The sequence below is a fragment of the Pseudomonas glycinis genome, from assembly GCF_054871425.1.
On sequence record NZ_JBTYHF010000012.1, the window covers coordinates 83,868 to 101,477 of the forward strand.

The following is a 17,610-nucleotide window of genomic DNA, read 5'->3' on the forward strand; positions in this document are numbered from 1 at the left end:
CACCGCCTTCGCGAGCAGGCTCGCTCCCACATTCGATTTGAATGGAACAGGCCCGACGAGGTAAGTCGTCGGGCCCAAGGTCAAGCCATTATTGCGCCTTTTGTGCCTGCTGCGCTTTCCAGGCCTTGAACTCGGCCCATTCGGCGCGGCGTTCGGCGCGTTTCTTCTGGATCTCGTCGAATTGCTTCTGTTGCTCAGGTTTCAGCAGTGCACGGACATCGGACTCGGCTTTCTTGTGGTTGGCCGCGATCTCGTCCTTCATGGCTTTCTGGTCGGCCGGCGAGAGTTTCTCCAGGTACTTGTCGACCACCTGCTTACGCTCGTGCATCTGCTCGCCCATGATCTTGCGAATCTGCTCGCGCTGTTCGCGGGTCAGATCGAGCTCGCTGTACGGGCCTTTGCCGTGCATGCCGCCGTGCATCTGACCGCCGTGGCGCGGGCCATCCAGCGGACCACCGAGCGGACCGCCATCTTGCGGCATGGCCATGGCCACGGTTGGCAGAGCGGCAGCGAACATCAGAGCGATAAGAGTCTTGCGCATGGTGTATCTCCTTGTCTCGTTCCCGGTACGTTCCGGATGAGTGCAGATTACGCAGATCAAGGTCAGCGGCGGTCAGCGCAGCGTAAAGCTTCGGTAAAGACGTTTCGTGCCCGGCCTTACACATATGCTGTGCAGGAGGTGCTGAAGGCTGCGATCTTTTGGATAATGCACGGGCCGAGGCTGTGATCGCTCATTTAGACGGTACTCGCTCAGCATAAGAGCAACGGCTGCGTGCCTTAACAAAGCAAATACCGAGATCCCCATGACAAATAAAACGTTTACCAGGCAAGTCGGCCAATGGCTGATGGCAGCTTTATCGGTCAATGCAATTTTTTTGGCATTCCTGATTTTTGATCATGATTCGCAGGGGCACGATATGAAGATGATCAAAACTAAAGAACCGTTGCTGATCGAGGGTCCAAACGGCGACGAGAATTACTACGTGCTGCCGCAGGGAGCTACGCTATATCACGATAAAAGCTTTCCTGAAGGGCATGATCGCTATGTGCTGTATCTCAACCATAAGGGTACGATTGCCCACGAAGAAGTACCGATGAAGCCTGAGTACGGCGGTTCTTTCATTGATCCGCTCTGGCTGGCAAATGTTGATGCGAATACTTTGCGAGAAATTTTCAAGCGTTTTCCACTTTCCAAAAAAGACATTGCCGCTGCCATTAAGGCCAACGAGATAACCAAGGACGATTTGGCCGACATTATTCGTTCGATGCCCGATTAACCACTGCAAAGCCACCGACGGCTGCATTCCCATAAAGAGCGTGGAAACGATCAGATGCCCTCTGGAGTAAGGCTGCTCGCGATGGCACAAGAGTGTGTTGACTGACACACCGCCATCGCGAGCAGGCTCACTTCTACACGGCGCAGGTCTTATAAACTGTAGTAGTAACCACGGCTACGCAGCGCGACGATGCGCGGGCGGCCGTCGGGGTGGGGGCCGATTTTTTTGCGCAGGTTGCTGACGTGCATGTCGAGGCTGCGGTCGTACAGGGTCAGCTTGCGGCCGAGGGCCAGTTGCGCCAGTTCCTGTTTGTCCAGCGGCTCGCCGGGCTGCTTGAGGAGGGCTTCGAGCAGGCGGCTTTCGGAGACGGTCAGGGTCAGTTCTTTTTCGTCGATGCTGACCACGCCGCGCACCGGGCTGAAACTCAGGTCGCCCAGCTCAAGTTGCGTTGACACAGCGGCGGGATGGCTGCGCCGCAACACGGCGCGCAGGCGCGCGGTCAGTTCGCGGGGGTCGCAGGGTTTGGCCAGGTAATCGTCGGCGCCCAGTTCGAGGCCGAGGATGCGGTCCAGCGGTTCGCCACGCGCTGACAGCATCAGCACCGGCAGGTCGGCGTGGTCGTTGCGCAATTGCTTGAGCAGTTCCAGACCGCTGCCGTCGGGCAGCATCACGTCCAGCACTACCGCCGCCGGGGCGGTTTCGGCCAACGCCTTGCGCGCGCTCTGGCCGTCGTGGCAGGCGCGCACCTGGAAGCCTTCCTGGCTCAACCAGCTACTCAGGAGTTCGCACAACTCCTGGTCATCATCAATCAGTAACAGCTCGCTCATGACTCACTCAATTTAGCCATTGCCGACGTTTTCGGCTTGCACCACTGGCAAAGATACCGCAGAGCAGCGCCAATAGCGCTACCCCGGCGCCAGTGACGAACCACTGCTGTTGATCGGTCAGCAAACGCGGCAGCGGGCTGGCCTGGGCTTCCTTGAGTTGCAGCTTCAGACGCTGGTTCTCCTGGCGCAGTCGGGCGAGCTGGGCGCTTTCACGGGTGTTGTCGGCATTTTGCAGTTGTTTGTTCAGTTCTTCGCGCTGCTGCTCACTGGCCTTGAGCCGCTGTTGCAGCTCGGTGATCTGGCTGCCGGCGCTCAATGACAATGGTGTGGAGCTGCCGCTTTCGGTGGTTTCCTCACCATGGGCGGGGGCCATGATCGACAACGTGAGCAACATCAGACACAACGGACCCTTGCGCATCGCGACACCTGTTTCCAAATGGATATTGGGCAGGTTGTCGGCAGGCAAACGAGAATAATGAGCGATTGAGAGCGCGATGAACCGAGAAGGTTCATCGCGTGGCAGGACTTAAGGCAGGACTTGCTTGAACGGTTTGACGATCACATTGGCGTAAACGCCGGCGGCAATGTACGGATCGGCATCGGCCCAGGCCTGTGCGGCGCTCAGGGAGTCGAACTCGGCGACGATCAGGCTGCCGGTGAAACCCGCTGCGCCCGGATCATTGCTGTCGACGGCCGGGTGCGGGCCGGCCAGCACGATGCGGCCTTCGCCCTTGAGCGCTTGCAGGCGTTCCAGATGAGCGGGGCGTGCGGCCAGGCGAGCTTCCAGCGAGTTGGCAACGTCGGTGGCAATGATGGCGTAGAGCATGTCAGTCCTCGGTTTTTGGCGTTGTGGTATCGGTGTCATGCAGATGGCGCGACAGGTAAACGCCCTGTGCGACAAGGAACAGCACGGTCATGCCCAGGCTGCCGAACACCTTGAAGTCGACCCAGATGCTCTGGAAGGTGAAGGCGACGAACAGGTTGGCCGCGCCGCAGAACAGGAAGAAGCCGATCCAGGCGATGTTCAGGCGCGTCCAGACCGGATCTGGCAAGGTCAGCGCGTGGCCCATGATGCGTTTGATCAGCAGGCGATCGCCGATGAAATGGCTGCCGATGAACGCCGCAGCGAACAACCAGTTGACCACCGGCGCTTTCCATTTCAGGAAGGTTTCGCTGTGGAAGGCCAGCGTCAGGCTGCCGAATACCAGGCAGGCGATCAGCGTCAGCCATTGGCTCTTTTCCAGCTTGCGCTGCTTGATGAACAGCGCGCCGTACACCACCAGCGAACTGATGATCAGCATCGCCGTGGCGCTGTAGATACCGCCTACGGTCACTTGCTGGCCGGCAATGTCGACGACCCGTGGATCAAGTTTGTAAACGATGAAGAACAGCAGAAGCGGGATGAAATCGATGAATTGTTTCACAGTGAGAGCCAGAAGCTGGATGTGGCGGCATAATAACAAACATATGGGCGCGCGATAGCGCCAGCTGATTTGAGGTTACAACTCCCCGTGAATGTTGATTTGCACTGCCACAGCACGGCCTCCGACGGCGCCCTAGCGCCTGCGGTTCTGGTTGCGCGAGCGTTCGAAAACGGCGTGCGAGTCCTGGCGTTGACCGACCACGACACTCTTGAGGGGCTCGCCGAGGCGCGTGCTGCCGCCACCGAGTTGGGCATGCAACTGGTCAACGGCGTCGAATTGTCCTGCACCTGGGGCGGGGCGACTATTCACGTATTGGGCTACGGTTTCGACGTCAACGCTGCGCCGTTAGTGGAAGCGATCGCCAAATTGCACGATGGCCGCTGGCTGCGGTCGGAAGAAATAAGCCGCAAGCTCGCACTCAAGGGGATGCCCGGTGCCCTCGACGGCGCCCGGCAGATCCAGCAGGAGCTGGGCGACAGCGGCAACGCGCCGGCCCGGCCGCATTTCGCCGACTGGATGGTGCGTGAAGGTTATGTAAAGGATCGCGCCGAGGCATTTCGCAAATGGCTCGGCGCCGGCAAGCTCGGCGACGTCAAGCTGCACTGGCCGACCCTGGAAGACACCGTCGCCACCCTGCGCGCCGCCGGTGCCTGGGTCAGCCTGGCGCATCCATGGCACTACGATTTCACCCGTAGCAAGCGCCGAAAGCTGATTGCCGACTATATTCAAGCAGGCGGGCATGCTATCGAGGTGGTCAATGGCCATCAGCCCGCAGAACAGGTGGGCAGCCTGGCGATCCTTGCCCGTGAGTTCGGTCTGCTGGTCAGCGCCGGCAGTGACTTCCATGGCCCTGGCGGCTGGTCCGAGATCGGCCAGTACCGGCCGGTTCCCGAGGACCTTCCACCCCTGTGGTGTCGGTTCAAACATGACACAGATATTGCCGCCGTCTGAACAGGTAGAGAATGTGAGTCAATTTTTCCAGATACATCCGGAAAACCCGCAAGCGCGCCTGATCAAACAGGCGGTCGAGATCATCCGCAAGGGCGGGGTGGTGATTTATCCCACGGACTCGTCCTACGCCATTGGTTGCCAGATCGGCGACAAGACCGCCATCGAGCGTGTGCGACGTCTGCGTCAGCTCGATGAAAAGCACAACTTCGCGCTGATCTGCAGCGACCTGTCGCAACTGGGCAATTACGCCAAGATCGACACCGGCACCTTCCGCATTCTCAAGGCGCACCTGCCGGGGCCTTACACCTTTATTCTCAACGCCACCCGCGAAGTGCCGCGCCTGTTGCTGCATCCGAAGAAGCGCACCATCGGCCTGCGCGTGCCGAGCCATCCGATCGCGCTGGCGCTGTTGGCCGAACTCGGCGAGCCGCTGATGAGCGTGACGCTGATCATGCCCGGCGAAGAAGACCCACTCAGCGATCCTTACGAAATGCGCCAGTTGCTTGAGCATCAGGTCGATCTGATCATCGACGGCGGCTTTGGCGGCATCAAGGCCTCAACGGTGATTGACCTGACCGGCGACGACCCGGAAGTGGTCCGCGTCGGTTGCGGCGATCCGACGCCGTTCATGGTCGAGGCCTGAATGTCCGCAGTGGAAACCGTGGTCGATCCCCAGGCCGGCGCCCAGCAGGAACTGCCGTTCGCGATGGTCTATGGTCAGGCGGTCATGGAAATGCCGCTGGACCTGTACATCCCGCCGGATGCGCTGGAAGTCTTTCTTGAAGCCTTCGAAGGCCCGCTCGACCTGCTGCTGTACCTGATCCGCAAACAGAACATCAACATCCTCGACATCCCGGTGGCGGAAATCACCCGCCAGTACATGGGCTACGTCGAGTTGATGCAGTCGGTGCGTCTGGAGCTGGCCGCCGAGTATCTGGTGATGGCGGCGATGCTCGCCGAGATCAAATCGCGCATGCTTCTGCCGCGCGCCGAAACCGTTGAAGATGAAGAAGACGACCCGCGCGCTGAACTGATCCGCCGCTTGCAGGAATACGAGCGCTTCAAGGCCGCTGCCGAAGGCATCGACGGTCTGAGTCGGGTCGGTCGCGATGTGATCGTGCCCAAGCTCGACGCACCGGAAGCGCGGGCGCGCAAGCTGTTGCCGGACGTCGCGCTGGAAGAGATTCTGATGTGCATGGCCGAAGTCCTGCGCCGTGGCGACATGTTCGAAAGCCACCAGGTCAGCCGTGAAGCGCTGTCCACCCGCGAGCGCATGAGTGATGTGCTGGAACGGCTCAAGGGCGGCGGTTTTGTGCCGTTTGTCGAGCTGTTCACCGCTGAAGAAGGTCGCCTGGGTGTGGTGGTGACCTTCATGGCGATCCTTGAACTGGTCAAGGAATCCTTGGTCGAGCTGGTGCAGAATGAGCCGTTCGCCGCGATCCACGTGCGAGCCCGAGCCGAATAACGAGTCCCTGTATGAACCTGACTGAACCCCGCGAGCTGGCGTCCCTGCTTGAAGCCTTTCTGTTGGCCTCGGGAAAGCCGCAATCCCTTGAGCGCCTGTATGAACTGTTTGAAGAAGGCGAGCGGCCGGAGCCGGCGGTCTTCAAGAAAGCCCTGACCCTGCTCGGCAAATCCTGCGAGGGCCGTGCCTTCGAGCTCAAGGAAGTCTCGTCGGGCTATCGCTTGCAGATCCGCGAGAAGTTCTCGCCGTGGGTCGGCCGTCTCTGGGAAGAGCGCCCGCAGCGCTATTCCCGCGCCTTGCTGGAAACCATCGCGTTGATCGCCTATCGCCAGCCGATCACCCGGGGCGAAATCGAAGACGTGCGTGGCGTGGCGGTCAACAGCAACATCGTCAAGACCTTGCTCGAGCGTGAGTGGATCCGCGTCGTCGGTTATCGCGACGTGCCGGGCAAACCGGCGATGTTCGCCACGACCAAGGCGTTTCTCGACCACTTCAACCTGAAAAACCTCGAAGACCTGCCGCCGCTAGCCGAACTGCGCGAGATGGAAGCCGAACCGGTGCTCGACTTCGACGACGCGCCGGTGCCGCAGAGTCTGCAGGACCTGGCCGACGCCAGCGCCGAGCCGGAGGAGGAGAAGGAAGAAACCAGTTTCCATTCCCTGTTGCTGGAGCTGGACAGCATGGAAGAGGGGATCAAGACCGACTTCGACGACTTGCTGCGCGATGCGGCGGATGGCGAAGCGCCGGTGCCCGAGCCTGAGATCATCGAGCCGGTTGTTGAAGCTGAAGTTGAACTTGAAGCGGCGCCTGACGCCGAACCGGAAGAAGACATTCTCGGTGTCGCCGAAGCCCGCGAGAAGCTCCTGGCCGCTGTCGCCGCCCTCGAACAGCCGGAACCGGAACTCAGCGAAGAAGAAGCCGAAGCCCGCGCACTGGCCGAGGCAATCGAAGCCGAACGGCGCGAGTTCGAAGACTGACGCCTATTGAGAAACCAGTGAAGACCCTTGTGGGAGCGAGCCTGCTCGCGAAGGCGGTGTGTCAGATACATCAATACTGAATGACACTGCGCCTTCGCGAGCAGGCTCGCTCCCACAGGGTGAAATGTCGTTCTGGAGATTGCGATGAGCTCAACCAAAGACCCCTGCATCAGCCTCTGCAAATTCTCCGACGACATCTGCCTCGGTTGCGGTCGCAGCAAGCGCGAGATCAAGGCCTGGAAGAAGCTCGACAAGGACGACAAACGCACGGTGCTGGCCGAAGCCGCGCTGCGCCTGATCAAACTCGGTGGTGCCGGTCGGCGGAAAAAGAAATAACCGGCAATCGATCAGCTAGTCTCTGATGCGCGATGGCGCACATCCGCGTATGATTCGCGACCCTTCGCCGATCCCTTCGGCCTGGACCCAGTTTTCAATACTTCAGGCGCCGCCTGAACAGACCACACCGGGAGGTGCCCAGATGAGTGACATCAATCAGAAAGACGACCAGGAAATCGGCCCAGCAGGCGAAAAGCTGCAGAAGGTCCTCGCCCGTATCGGCGTCGGCTCGCGCCGTGACGTGGAATCCTGGATCAGCCAGGGCCGGATCAAGGTCAATGGCAAAGACGCCACCCTCGGCCTGCGCGTCGACATGCACGACGCCATTACCATCGATGGCAAGGTGATCAAACGCGAAGAGGCCGCCGAATCGGTGCGCCGCGTGATCATGTACAACAAGCCCGACGGCGAAATCTGCACCCGTGACGACCCGGAAGGCCGTCCGACCGTGTTCGACAAGCTGCCGCGTCCGAAAGAAGGCCGCTGGATCAACATCGGCCGTCTCGACATCAACACCACCGGTCTGCTGATGTTCACCACTGACGGTGAGCTGGCCAACCGTCTGATGCACCCGTCCTACGAGATGGACCGCGAGTACGCCGTGCGTGTACGCGGTGAAGTCGATGACGAGATGATCGAACGCCTCAGGGCCGGCGTGGTGCTGGAAGACGGTCCGGCGCGTTTCACCGACATTCAACAGGCGCCGGGCGGTGAAGGCTTCAACCATTGGTACCACTGCGTGGTCATGGAAGGGCGCAACCGTGAGGTTCGTCGTCTGTGGGAATCGCAGGGTCTGGTGGTCAGCCGTCTGAAGCGCGTGCGTTTCGGTCCGGTGTTCCTCAACTCCGACCTGCCGATGGGCCGCTGGCGCGAAATGAGCCAGTACGAAGTCGACGTGCTCAGCGCCGAAGTCGGCCTGACCCCGGTGGCGATGCCGCAGCTGAACGCCAAGAGCAAGGACAAGCTCGAACGCATGCAGCGCAAATCGTCGCGGCCGATGGCCAAGACCGAGCGCGTACGCACCCTGCGTCCAGCCGCCGGCGCGCCGACCGCGCCGCGCCAGAGCCGTGAGCCGCAGATCGAAGGCGAGCGTCCAGGTCGCAAGCCAGTCGCCCGTGACGGCGAGCGCGCACCGCGTCCGGCCAATGGCCGTACTGAGCGTGGCGAAGGTCGTACACCGGCCGGTCGCGGTACGCCAGTGGCGGATCGTCCAGCCGACACCAGCAACAAACGCCCGGCCAAACCGGCGCCGAAGCGTCCGGGGATCAAACTGGTCGACGGCGACAAGCCCTCGGGCAAGCGTCGCGGCGCACCGGCTGGTTCCGGTCAGCGCCCGGGTTTTGGACGCAAGAAACCGGAATAAGGCAGCTGTGAGTTACTAGCTGCAAGCTACAAGCTACAAGCTACAAGCTACAAGCTACAAGCTGAAGCAAAAACGCCAACCTCAGGGTTGGCGTTTTTTTGTCTGGGCGAAAGTCTGTGCTGACACCGATCGTTCCCACGCTCTGCGTGGGAATGCCTCAACGGACGCTCCGCGTTCGGCTTTTGAAGGGACGCGGAGCGTCCCGGGCTGCATTCCCACGCGGAGCGTGGGAACGATCATCTGCGGCTTACATAAAGCCCCTGTGGGAGCGAGCCTGCTCGCGAAGGGGCCAGTCGCTTAAAACACGAATCGTCCGTCGAAGACTGGTTTGTCATCCAGCGCCAACACCCCGCCAGAAAAGATCAGATCCAGGTGATGACTGCCCTTGGCGCCACCGCCCAGTCCGAGATGCAGCCCACAGTGCCGCTCCTCAAACCCGGCATTACGCGCATACAGATCCTTGACGCCTTCATTGGTGCCAATCCCCAACTCCTCAATTCGCCGGTTCGACGGGTTGGCATCCAGGTACTTGTTGAAATCATGTTCCAGCCCCGGCACGTCGGTGGCGATGCGGCTGATGGTCGAGTTCTCGATCCACAATTCCAGCGGCGATTCCAGCACGCCGTACTTGCGCGCGAACGGGATGGTGCTGAGGAAGGTGCCCTTGAATTTCACATGGCCATTGATGGCTTCGCTGTGGGTGGCGATTTCGCCCGGCGCCAAGTCGAAATTGCCCACGCCGTTGATGTCGGTCCACTTCTTGATGCTGCTCATCGGCGTTTCGAACCATGAGCCGTGATCGTCCTTGAAACTCAGCGTGGTCGCCTGGGACATGCGCTGGATCAGGTGACTGTTGAGCCCGGCGATGCGTTGCGGGGTGATGCTGAAGGTGTCGTAGAAATAGTCGCCGTAGTCCTTGAACAGCAGCGACTTCTTCCAGTTTTCCGCCATGACCGCTTGCAGCGCGCGGACGAACTCCGGGCCATCGGGGCGTGGGTTGGGCAGTGTGGAAGAGTCGTAGAAGAAAATGTACAGATCGCTGTCGGCAATTGCTTCGGACAGCGCTGCGGTGCTTTCCAGGTCCAGGCGCCGGGCGCTGAACTGGAAGCGCGGATATTCACCGGCCTGTTCGGCAATGGCGCCGGTCAGGGCTTCGTAGTCGGCAGTATGGCCGAGCATGACCTTCGCCGAGTCGAGGCCGGCGAGGGCTGGGTGATGTTCGAGGTAGTAAAGGAAATGCGAGATGGCGCGGGGCTTGTCCATGAATCCTCCCTGACTGACCGGGGAATGAAGCGGCAGGCACGACCGGCCGGACCGTGCCTGCCCGGGATGTCTTACAGAGGCCACATCGCCGTGCCGAACGGAACCACCGCGTCGGCTTGCATCATTTCCACAGCGGCCTCATGGGTTGGCGCTTCAAACCATTCGTCCAGTTGCAGTTCGGTATCCAAGTCTTTTTCCAGTGCTTGCATGGTCGATCTCCTAGAGAATTTCACGGTTTATGACTGACCGGTCGTGGTGGCCGGTGAGACGTGAAGAACCTAGTTGAGCGTTTTTGTGAATGCAAAAATTTATCCATTTAATTTTTAAATAGACTTTTTGTTCTGTTTTTCGCGATGAATTTTCTTATTTGAAAACAAAAAACTAGGTCGGCGAAATTGATAGCAAGCTAGCGACCGTCAATATGCAGACGTCCTACAGAAATTTCTGATTCGGAAAATATCCGTTACGCGTTGTAAAGAAAACCTGACGATATTGGCCCGCCAACCCGGTGATTTCCCGTCTCGCCCTCCGTTGTAAGGAAAAGCTTCCGTAAGCCGACGCAGCGTGCGCCACGCAGGGCTCTGGCGCGCTTGTTTCCAGCCTTCAGGCAGGGTGTGATGCGCCCCATGCCTGTCGTGCAGGCGAATAACAAGAAGGAGGCGCAATGTACGCCGCGACTGATTTCCACTTCTCCCCGTGGGACGGTTTTTTCCTCGTCCCCGTCGATGGCCTGCAAAGGCCTGACTCACATTTTGCACCCGCTCGAGACTGTCGAGGCGGACACATGCAATCCCGGCAACCGACACGCTGATCAGGCGGGTCTGGCAGCAGGGGGTTAGCGGTGTACAATGCGCCGCGTTTTAACTGTGACCCTCTGCGTAATCGCAAAAATCTCGAGGCTATCCGCCTTGTTCACTCCGCCGCGCCACAAGCGTGCCGGGTTCGATTTCGTCACAGATAAAAACAAACAGGTGACGCATGACCGTTGTAAATGAGCTGAACTCCTGGTGCCTGCGCTGGGGTTTGATCGGGGCTGCCTGAAATCGCAACCTTGCAGCAACGTCTACTGAACATCATCAAACCTTGCGTGAGACCTTTTTCATGAGTGGACAACCCTCGCAATCAGGCGAGCTTAAGCGCGGCCTGAAAAATCGCCATATTCAACTGATCGCCCTCGGTGGCGCGATCGGTACCGGATTGTTCCTCGGTTCTGCCGGGGTACTGAAATCCGCCGGCCCGTCGATGATCCTCGGCTACGCCATTTGCGGCTTCATCGCCTTCATGATCATGCGCCAGCTCGGCGAAATGATCGTCGAAGAGCCGGTGGCCGGCTCCTTCAGCCATTTCGCGCACAAATACTGGGGCGGTTTCGCCGGGTTCCTGTCTGGCTGGAACTGCTGGATTCTGTACATTCTGGTGGGCATGTCCGAGCTGACAGCGGTTGGCAAGTACATCCATTACTGGGCGCCGGACATCCCGACCTGGGTCTCCGCTGCTGCATTCTTCGTGCTGATCAACGCGATCAACCTGGCCAACGTCAAAGTCTTCGGTGAAGCCGAATTCTGGTTTGCGATCATCAAGGTTGTGGCCATCGTTGGCATGATCGCCTTGGGCAGCTACCTGCTGGTCAGCGGCCACGGCGGCCCGCAGGCGTCGGTGAGCAACCTGTGGTCCCACGGCGGTTTCTTTCCCAACGGGGTGAGCGGTCTGGTGATGGCCATGGCGATCATCATGTTCTCCTTCGGCGGTCTGGAAATGCTCGGTTTCACCGCCGCTGAAGCCGACAAGCCAAAAACCGTGATCCCGAAAGCGATCAACCAGGTGATCTACCGCATCCTGATTTTCTACATCGGTGCGCTGGTGATCCTGCTGTCGCTGACCCCGTGGGACAGCCTGCTGGAAACCCTCAATGCGTCGGGCGATTCCTACAGCGGCAGTCCGTTCGTCCAGGTGTTCTCGATGCTCGGCAGCAATACCGCCGCGCACATCCTCAACTTCGTCGTGCTGACCGCTGCGCTGTCGGTATACAACAGCGGCACCTACTGCAACAGCCGCATGCTGCTGGGCATGGCCGAGCAGGGCGATGCGCCGAAAGGTCTGGCGAAGATCGACAAGCGCGGCGTGCCGGTGCGTTCGATTCTGGCGTCGGCGGCAGTGACGCTGGTTGCCGTGTTGCTCAACTATCTGATCCCGCAACATGCGCTGGAACTGCTGATGTCGCTGGTGGTTGCGACGCTGGTGATCAACTGGGCGATGATCAGCTACTCGCACTTCAAGTTCCGCCAGCACATGAACCAGACCAAACAGACGCCATTGTTCAAGGCGCTGTGGTACCCGTACGGCAACTTCGTCTGCCTGGCGTTCGTGGTGTTCATCCTCGGCGTGATGCTGCTGATCCCGGGGATTCAGATCTCGGTGTATGCGATTCCGGTTTGGGTGGTGTTCATGTGGGTCTGCTACCTGATCAAGAACAAGCGCAGTGCCCAGCAGGCGCTGCCAGTGATCGCCAAGTAACCGCTCAAGCAAAAACAGCAGACCCGGCCAAGTGCCGGGTTTGTTGTTTTGAAATGGAAAAATCTGGCATCACACCGAACCCTGTGGGAGCGAGCCTGCTCGCGAAAGCGGTCCATCAGAAACATCTGCATCGACTGACACACCGCCTTCGCGAGCAGGCTCGCTCCCACAGAGGTTGAGTGAATCAGGTTATCCTGCACCCTCTGATTACGGACGCTTTTTTCCATGCTGGTGATTTCCAACAATGTGCATCTGCCCGATGCCGAGATCGAATTGACCGCCATCCGCGCGCAAGGCGCCGGTGGACAGAACGTCAACAAGGTCTCCAGCGCCATGCACTTGCGCTTCGACATTCCCAACTCGTCATTGCCGGAGTTCTACAAGGAACGCCTGCTGGCGCTGCGCGACAGTCGTATCACCAGCGACGGCGTGCTGATCATCAAGGCGCAGCAATATCGCACCCAGGAAGCCAACCGCGCCGATGCGCTGGAGCGGCTGGTCGAGCTGATTCTCAGCGCCACCAAAGTCGAAAAGAAACGCCGCCCGACCAAGCCGACCCTCGGTTCGAAGAAGCGTCGGCTGGAGTCGAAAACCAAGCGCGGCAGCATCAAGGCCGGGCGCGGCAAGGTGGACTTCTAAACCTCGCGATACTTCGCCGTGTGCTTGTACAGATAGACACTCAAGCCAAGGCCGCTCAACGCTGCAAATGCGGCGAACAAGAAGATCGAAGCAAAACCGAATCCTGCTGCGATCGCCCCGGCCAGCGGCCCGGTGATCCCCAGCGACAAATCAATGAACAGCGAATAGGCGCCGACCGCCGCGCCACGGCTTGAGGCCGGCACCAGATTCACCGCCTCCACGCCCAGCGCCGGGAACACCAGCGAGAAGCCGAAACCGCTCAGCGCCGCACCGGCCAGTGCCCAATGCGCATCCGGAGCAATCCACAACAGCAACAGCCCCAACGTTTCCACCGACAGGCAGGCAATCGCCACGCGGAAGCCGCCGAGGCGGTTGATCAGGTTGCCGAACAGCAGCCGCGCGCCGATGAAGCTGGCACCGAACAGGCTCAGGCATAGCACGGCGTTGTCCCAGTGCTGGGTCGCGTAATACAGGGTGATGAAAGTGGCGATGGTGCCGAAGCCGATCGAGCCCAGCGCGAGCCCGCAGCCGTGGGGGAAGACTTTGCCCAGCACATGCATGAACGGCAGGCGTTCACCGGCAACAATTGGCGCCGCAGTCTTCGGCCATGCCAGCGCCAGACCGAGCAGGGCGAGAAGGATGATGCTCACGCCCATGCTCCACAGCCCCAGCCTGCTTACCAGCCAGACACCGAACGGCGCGCCGATCGCCAGGGCGCCGTAACTGGCGATGCCGTTCCAGGAAATCACTTTCGCCGTATTCGCAGCGCCGACCCGGCCGATGCCCCAGCCAATCGAACCGGAACCGACCAGGCTTTCCGCACTGCCCAATACCAGACGGCCGATCAACAGGCTGATCAGGCTCAGCAGTGGCAGGTTCGGTGTCCACGCGGAAATCAGCATGAACACACCGCTCAAGCCGCAACCAGCGAGGCCGATCATCACTGCGCGTTTGCTGCCCTGGTTGTCGATGATCTTGCCCGCGTACGGGCGGCTGAGCAGGGTGGCGAGATATTGCACGCTGATCACCAGCCCGGCGATCACCGCACCGAAACCCAGGTCACTGTGGACGTAGCCCGGCAGCACGGCCAGCGGGATGCCGATGTTCAGGTAACCAATGAAGGTGAAAAGGACGATGGAGACTACTTGCAGCGTAACCGTCAGCGGACGCTGGGGCTCGGGTATAGACGACATGGGTAACGATCCACGGGAGCAGCAGATTAGATAGGCTGCTCATGATACCGGCGTGAACCGCTCAAGGGCGGGGAAAAGTAAAACTATTTGCCGGGTGGCGCTTTCAGGATTTCGCCGGAGCGACAAGTTGCGTGGTGACGAGGGCGGCGAGGGCGTTTTCTTCGCTGCCGAAACGCTCGAGCAGGGCGGCCTGTTTCTCGGGCGAGAGGCGATTCCAGATCTCGATCATTTTCTCGGTGGCGCCGATCAGCACGGCAGCTTGGCTTTCGGAAAATTCATCGGTCATGGCGGGCTCGGGTTTCAGGCAGTGTGGAAAGCGCATGTTAGCGCTTTCCACACGGTCTGTACGGCGGGTCTTACTCTTCGCTGTCAGCTTTGCGGCTGTCAGCGGCTTCTTGCGGCTCGGGCTTTTCAGCGCCGGCGTGTTGCGGGGTCGTCTGCTCAGGTACGTGCAGGCTTGGGAAGGGGAGATTGGGAATCTCGTGCATGGTTGCGCTCCTCGCTAAGTCTGTTGATAGATCAGGTGCTCCGCGCTTTACAAAGCCTGCGCAGGATACAGCAGGAAAAATGACAATCAGACTTTTAATTCAAATTAATGCGACAGATGGCCGCAGGGCGCGAGATCAACCGAAAACTAAATGTTGCTGATCGTTCCCACGCTCTGCGTGGGAATGCCTCAATGGACGCTCTGCGTCCGCTGTTGGGACGCGGAGCGTCCCGGGCTGCATTCCCACGCAGAGCGTGGGAACGATCAGTCGGGCGGGGGGATTATTTGCAGGCGTCAGCGATCGCGTCCGCAAGCGATGCGAGGCGGGTGGCGTCAATGCCGGCGACGTTGGCCCGGCCCGAGCTGACCATGTACACGCTGTGCCGCTCGCGCAGGGTTTTCACCTGTTCCGGCGACAGGCCGGTGTAGGAGAACATCCCGCGTTGCACGCCGATGTGCGCGAAACGCTCACGCAAACCGTGGGGTTCCAGCGCTTCGACCAGACCGCTGCGCAACTGCGCGATACGCAAGCGCATCGCTTCCACTTCATCGGCCCAGCGCGCTTTCAGCTCTGGATCGGCGAGGATGGTCGCGACCACCGCCGCGCCGTGATCCGGCGGCGTCGACCACAGATTGCGGGCGATATTGGCCAGTTGGCTGCGGATGTCGATGAGCTTGTCGGCGCTGGTCGCGCAGACGATCAGCGCACCGGTACGGTCGCGATACAGGCCGAAGTTCTTCGAGCAGGAACTGGTGATCAGCAGCTCCGGCACTTGCGCCGCGAACAACCGGGTCGACCAGGCGTCCTGCTCCAGGCCATCGCCAAAACCCTGATAAGCGAAGTCGATCAGCGGCAGCAGATCGCGGCTGCGCACCACTTCAAGCACGCGCTTCCAGTCGTCATGGCTCAGGTCGAAACCGGTCGGGTTGTGGCAGCACGCATGCAGCAACACCACGTCGCCCTTTGGCACTTCCCTGAGCACGGCGAGCATCGCTTCGACGTCGAGGCGGTTGTCACTGCCGACGTACGGGTAGTGGCTGACCTTGACCTTGGCGGCGGCGAAAATGGTTTCGTGGATCGGCCAGGTCGGGTTGCTCAACCACACGCCTTTACCCGGCAGGCATTGCGCAATGAAGTCTGCCGCCAGCCGCAAGGCACCGGTACCGCCCGGGGTCTGGGTGGCGCCGGCGCGTTGTTCGGTGATCAGTTGCGAGTCGGCACCGAGTACCAGCTCATTGATGACCTTGCCGAACAGCGGATTGCCGTGGCCACCGATGTAGGTCTTGGTGTCCTGGCTTTCGACCAGTCGCGCCTCGGCGATTTTCACCGCTTCGGGAATCGGCGTCCGGCCCTGGGCATCCTTGTAGACGCCAACGCCAAGGTCGAACTTGCGCGGATTGGCATCCTGCGCATAGGCCTCCATCAAACCGAGAATCGGGTCGCCGGGGACCCGGCCGATGGCGTCGAAGTGCATTACTTGCGTCCTTCTGCGGTCTTGGCCACTTCGTCAGTGCGCGCAGCCATGATGAAGTCGTTGCGGTGCAGGCCTTTGATCGAATGGCTCCACCAGGTCACGGTGACTTTGCCCCACTCGGTCAGCAGGCCCGGGTGGTGACCTTCGGCCTCGGAGATCTCGCCGACGGCGTTGGTGAACGCCAGCGCGTGTTTGAAGTTCTTGAACAGGAAAACTTTTTCCAGCTGCATGATGCCGTCGCGTACTTCGATGTTCCAGTCAGGGATCTGCTTGATCAGGATCGGCAGTTCTTCATCGCTGACTTGTGGCGCATCGGCGCGGCAGGCTTCGCAGTGGGCTTGGTTCAAAGTCGACATGGTGGATTCCTGAAAACGAGTGTGTTTTTTATTAAAGCGCGTGTGCCGCCAATGCCGTCACGCTAAAGCAAAGTGGCGGCGACGGACAGACGCAATTGTCAGCAAAAGTCGCGGTTCAGGCGGCTTTGGGTTTCGGCGGAAATTTCGGCGCGTGCAAGCCCAGCTGCATGCCTTGGCGAACCATGGCCATGATGTCTTCATGGGCCACATCGAACAGGCGCTTGAGATTGGGCAGGACGAAGTACAGCGGTTGCAGGATGTCGATGCGATACGGCGTGCGCATGGCTTCCAGCGGATCGAAGAGCTGATGCTCGGGCTCGTCCGACAGGCAGTAAACGGTTTCTTTCGGCGAGGACAGAATCCCGCCACCGTAGATGCGCTTGCCCTGCGGGGTGTCGACCAGACCGAATTCGATGGTCATCCAGTACAGCCGCGCCAGATACACGCGCTCTTCCTTGGTCGCTTGCAGGCCGAGCTTGCCGTAGGTGTGGGTGAATTCAGCGAAGTACGGGTTGGTCAGCAACGGGCAATGACCAAAGATCTCGTGAAAGATGTCCGGCTCTTGCAGGTAGTCGAGTTCTTCGCGGGTACGAATGAAGGTGGCGACGGGGAATTGCTTGCTGGCAAGCAACTCGAAAAACGTCTGGAAGGGAATCAGCGCTGGCACCCGGGCAACCTGCCAGCCGGTGGTCTCGCCGAGCACTTTGTTGATCTCGGCCAGTTGCGGGATGCGGTCGTGGGGCAGACCGAGTTTTTCGATACCGTCCAGGTATTCCTGGCACGCGCGACCTTCGATCACCTTCAACTGGCGAGTGATCAGCGTGTTCCACACCGCGTGTTCTTCGGCGGGGTAGTCGATAAAACCTTGCGCATCGGGCTCGCGAGCCACGTATTGCGTCTGCTTCATGCTGCTCTCCTGCTAGGAAATTCGTTTTTGTTATGTCCAGCGATGGCTAAAGGAATACCCCAGAGCGCGAAGCTGCGCAGCACGTTGAGCCGCGCATGCGTAGGAAATTTCGTCGAGTTTCGTAAAGTTATCGTTACGCATTGTCGGATAATCAGC

Annotated in this window: 22 protein-coding genes; 9 read left to right on the forward strand and 13 right to left on the reverse strand. The window is 60.0% G+C overall.

Annotation, left to right across the window (positions count from 1 at the left end; translation table 11 throughout):
* Positions 1-88: 88 nt before the first annotated feature.
* Positions 89-541: a Spy/CpxP family protein refolding chaperone gene (locus ACYSTU_RS24990; RefSeq protein ID WP_016771130.1), complete on the reverse strand. Its 453-nt coding sequence runs from the start codon at positions 539-541 to the stop codon at positions 89-91.
* Positions 542-803: 262 nt separating this feature from the next.
* On the opposite strand from ACYSTU_RS24990, the gene ACYSTU_RS24995 reads away from it, so the two are divergent.
* Positions 804-1,277, forward strand: coding sequence for a hypothetical protein (locus ACYSTU_RS24995; RefSeq protein WP_499002225.1), 474 nt, complete (start codon positions 804-806; stop codon positions 1,275-1,277).
* Between the two features lie 149 nt (positions 1,278-1,426).
* On the opposite strand, the gene ACYSTU_RS25000 is transcribed toward ACYSTU_RS24995, so the two are convergent.
* From ACYSTU_RS25000 to ACYSTU_RS25015, 4 genes are all read right to left on the reverse strand, one after another.
* Positions 1,427-2,104, reverse strand: a complete 678-nt coding sequence (locus tag ACYSTU_RS25000) for a response regulator transcription factor (protein WP_016771129.1) — start codon at positions 2,102-2,104, stop codon at positions 1,427-1,429.
* Between the two features lie 7 nt (positions 2,105-2,111).
* On the reverse strand, positions 2,112-2,522 hold the full coding sequence (locus tag ACYSTU_RS25005; protein ID WP_016771128.1) for an SH3 domain-containing protein: 411 nt from the start codon (positions 2,520-2,522) through the stop codon (positions 2,112-2,114).
* A 108-nt stretch (positions 2,523-2,630) separates the two neighbouring features.
* The gene (locus tag ACYSTU_RS25010) at positions 2,631-2,930 is read right to left on the reverse strand and encodes a YciI family protein (protein WP_016987935.1); all 300 of its coding nucleotides are present in this window, start codon (positions 2,928-2,930) and stop codon (positions 2,631-2,633) included.
* 1 nt (position 2,931) lies between these two features.
* The gene (locus ACYSTU_RS25015) at positions 2,932-3,528 is read right to left on the reverse strand and encodes a septation protein A (RefSeq protein WP_016771126.1); all 597 of its coding nucleotides are present in this window, start codon (positions 3,526-3,528) and stop codon (positions 2,932-2,934) included.
* Positions 3,529-3,615: 87 nt separating this feature from the next.
* On the opposite strand from ACYSTU_RS25015, the gene ACYSTU_RS25020 reads away from it, so the two are divergent.
* The 6 genes from ACYSTU_RS25020 (at position 3,616) to rluB (ending at position 8,620) form a co-directional block, all read left to right on the forward strand.
* Positions 3,616-4,479, forward strand: a complete 864-nt coding sequence (locus ACYSTU_RS25020) for a PHP domain-containing protein (RefSeq protein ID WP_499002231.1) — start codon at positions 3,616-3,618, stop codon at positions 4,477-4,479.
* Between the two features lie 13 nt (positions 4,480-4,492).
* Positions 4,493-5,122, forward strand: a complete 630-nt coding sequence (locus ACYSTU_RS25025; RefSeq protein ID WP_499002234.1) for an L-threonylcarbamoyladenylate synthase — start codon at positions 4,493-4,495, stop codon at positions 5,120-5,122.
* The gene (locus ACYSTU_RS25030; protein ID WP_024012074.1) at positions 5,123-5,944 is read left to right on the forward strand and encodes a segregation and condensation protein A; all 822 of its coding nucleotides are present in this window, start codon (positions 5,123-5,125) and stop codon (positions 5,942-5,944) included.
* 11 nt (positions 5,945-5,955) lie between these two features.
* Positions 5,956-6,921 (forward strand): SMC-Scp complex subunit ScpB, encoded by a 966-nt coding sequence (gene scpB / locus ACYSTU_RS25035; protein ID WP_499002238.1) that lies wholly within the window; start codon positions 5,956-5,958, stop codon positions 6,919-6,921.
* Between the two features lie 144 nt (positions 6,922-7,065).
* Positions 7,066-7,257, forward strand: coding sequence for a DUF1289 domain-containing protein (locus ACYSTU_RS25040; RefSeq protein ID WP_016771121.1), 192 nt, complete (start codon positions 7,066-7,068; stop codon positions 7,255-7,257).
* Between the two features lie 142 nt (positions 7,258-7,399).
* Positions 7,400-8,620 carry a 23S rRNA pseudouridine(2605) synthase RluB gene (gene rluB, locus ACYSTU_RS25045; RefSeq protein WP_499002241.1) on the forward strand — a complete coding sequence of 407 codons (1,221 nt, stop codon included), beginning with the start codon at positions 7,400-7,402 and terminating at the stop codon, positions 8,618-8,620.
* Positions 8,621-8,917: 297 nt separating this feature from the next.
* Here the strand turns inward: rluB and ACYSTU_RS25050 are convergent, their stop codons facing one another.
* Complete coding sequence (locus ACYSTU_RS25050) at positions 8,918-9,883, reverse strand: M29 family metallopeptidase (protein ID WP_125917820.1); 966 nt, start codon at positions 9,881-9,883, stop codon at positions 8,918-8,920.
* Between the two features lie 71 nt (positions 9,884-9,954).
* Entirely contained in the window at positions 9,955-10,092 is a 138-nt protein-coding gene (locus tag ACYSTU_RS25055; RefSeq protein WP_003222780.1) for a hypothetical protein, read from the reverse strand.
* An 892-nt stretch (positions 10,093-10,984) separates the two neighbouring features.
* On the opposite strand from ACYSTU_RS25055, the gene ACYSTU_RS25060 reads away from it, so the two are divergent.
* Both ACYSTU_RS25060 and arfB read left to right on the forward strand, forming a co-directional pair.
* Entirely contained in the window at positions 10,985-12,397 is a 1,413-nt protein-coding gene (locus ACYSTU_RS25060; RefSeq protein WP_056783743.1) for an amino acid permease, read from the forward strand.
* Between the two features lie 225 nt (positions 12,398-12,622).
* Entirely contained in the window at positions 12,623-13,036 is a 414-nt protein-coding gene (gene arfB / locus ACYSTU_RS25065; protein WP_016771119.1) for an alternative ribosome rescue aminoacyl-tRNA hydrolase ArfB, read from the forward strand.
* Here arfB and ACYSTU_RS25070 read toward each other — a convergent pair.
* The 6 genes from ACYSTU_RS25070 to phhA all read right to left on the reverse strand — a co-directional run bounded on the left by ACYSTU_RS25070 (position 13,033) and on the right by phhA (position 17,454).
* Complete coding sequence (locus ACYSTU_RS25070; protein ID WP_038861083.1) at positions 13,033-14,220, reverse strand: MFS transporter; 1,188 nt, start codon at positions 14,218-14,220, stop codon at positions 13,033-13,035. The genes arfB and ACYSTU_RS25070 overlap by 4 nt on opposite strands.
* 112 nt (positions 14,221-14,332) lie before the next feature.
* Positions 14,333-14,515, reverse strand: coding sequence for a hypothetical protein (locus ACYSTU_RS25075; RefSeq protein ID WP_039761215.1), 183 nt, complete (start codon positions 14,513-14,515; stop codon positions 14,333-14,335).
* Positions 14,516-14,585: 70 nt separating this feature from the next.
* A complete protein-coding gene (locus tag ACYSTU_RS25080; protein WP_016771117.1) occupies positions 14,586-14,717 on the reverse strand; it encodes a hypothetical protein in 132 nt (43 codons plus the stop codon).
* Between the two features lie 280 nt (positions 14,718-14,997).
* The gene (locus ACYSTU_RS25085; protein ID WP_499002247.1) at positions 14,998-16,191 is read right to left on the reverse strand and encodes an amino acid aminotransferase; all 1,194 of its coding nucleotides are present in this window, start codon (positions 16,189-16,191) and stop codon (positions 14,998-15,000) included.
* On the reverse strand, positions 16,191-16,547 hold the full coding sequence (locus tag ACYSTU_RS25090) for a 4a-hydroxytetrahydrobiopterin dehydratase (RefSeq protein ID WP_016771115.1): 357 nt from the start codon (positions 16,545-16,547) through the stop codon (positions 16,191-16,193). The genes ACYSTU_RS25085 and ACYSTU_RS25090 overlap by 1 nt, the downstream gene beginning before the upstream one ends.
* 115 nt (positions 16,548-16,662) lie before the next feature.
* The gene (gene phhA, locus ACYSTU_RS25095) at positions 16,663-17,454 is read right to left on the reverse strand and encodes a phenylalanine 4-monooxygenase (RefSeq protein ID WP_016771114.1); all 792 of its coding nucleotides are present in this window, start codon (positions 17,452-17,454) and stop codon (positions 16,663-16,665) included.
* Positions 17,455-17,610 lie beyond the last annotated feature (156 nt).

Coding starts and splice junctions, on each gene's coding strand:
- ACYSTU_RS25090 (WP_016771115.1), bottom strand. CDS start 16,547: ATGTCGACTTTGAACCAAGCCCACTGCGAAGCCTGCCGCGCCGATGCG.
- scpB (WP_499002238.1), top strand. CDS start 5,956: ATGAACCTGACTGAACCCCGCGAGCTGGCGTCCCTGCTTGAAGCCTTT.
- ACYSTU_RS25030 (WP_024012074.1), top strand. CDS start 5,123: ATGTCCGCAGTGGAAACCGTGGTCGATCCCCAGGCCGGCGCCCAGCAG.
- ACYSTU_RS25075 (WP_039761215.1), bottom strand. CDS start 14,515: ATGACCGATGAATTTTCCGAAAGCCAAGCTGCCGTGCTGATCGGCGCC.
- ACYSTU_RS25085 (WP_499002247.1), bottom strand. CDS start 16,191: ATGCACTTCGACGCCATCGGCCGGGTCCCCGGCGACCCGATTCTCGGT.
- ACYSTU_RS25040 (WP_016771121.1), top strand. CDS start 7,066: ATGAGCTCAACCAAAGACCCCTGCATCAGCCTCTGCAAATTCTCCGAC.
- ACYSTU_RS25060 (WP_056783743.1), top strand. CDS start 10,985: ATGAGTGGACAACCCTCGCAATCAGGCGAGCTTAAGCGCGGCCTGAAA.
- ACYSTU_RS24990 (WP_016771130.1), bottom strand. CDS start 541: ATGCGCAAGACTCTTATCGCTCTGATGTTCGCTGCCGCTCTGCCAACC.
- arfB (WP_016771119.1), top strand. CDS start 12,623: ATGCTGGTGATTTCCAACAATGTGCATCTGCCCGATGCCGAGATCGAA.
- ACYSTU_RS25010 (WP_016987935.1), bottom strand. CDS start 2,930: ATGCTCTACGCCATCATTGCCACCGACGTTGCCAACTCGCTGGAAGCT.
- ACYSTU_RS24995 (WP_499002225.1), top strand. CDS start 804: ATGACAAATAAAACGTTTACCAGGCAAGTCGGCCAATGGCTGATGGCA.
- ACYSTU_RS25055 (WP_003222780.1), bottom strand. CDS start 10,092: ATGCAAGCACTGGAAAAAGACTTGGATACCGAACTGCAACTGGACGAA.
- ACYSTU_RS25000 (WP_016771129.1), bottom strand. CDS start 2,104: ATGAGCGAGCTGTTACTGATTGATGATGACCAGGAGTTGTGCGAACTC.
- rluB (WP_499002241.1), top strand. CDS start 7,400: ATGAGTGACATCAATCAGAAAGACGACCAGGAAATCGGCCCAGCAGGC.
- phhA (WP_016771114.1), bottom strand. CDS start 17,454: ATGAAGCAGACGCAATACGTGGCTCGCGAGCCCGATGCGCAAGGTTTT.
- ACYSTU_RS25005 (WP_016771128.1), bottom strand. CDS start 2,522: ATGCGCAAGGGTCCGTTGTGTCTGATGTTGCTCACGTTGTCGATCATG.
- ACYSTU_RS25080 (WP_016771117.1), bottom strand. CDS start 14,717: ATGCACGAGATTCCCAATCTCCCCTTCCCAAGCCTGCACGTACCTGAG.
- ACYSTU_RS25050 (WP_125917820.1), bottom strand. CDS start 9,883: ATGGACAAGCCCCGCGCCATCTCGCATTTCCTTTACTACCTCGAACAT.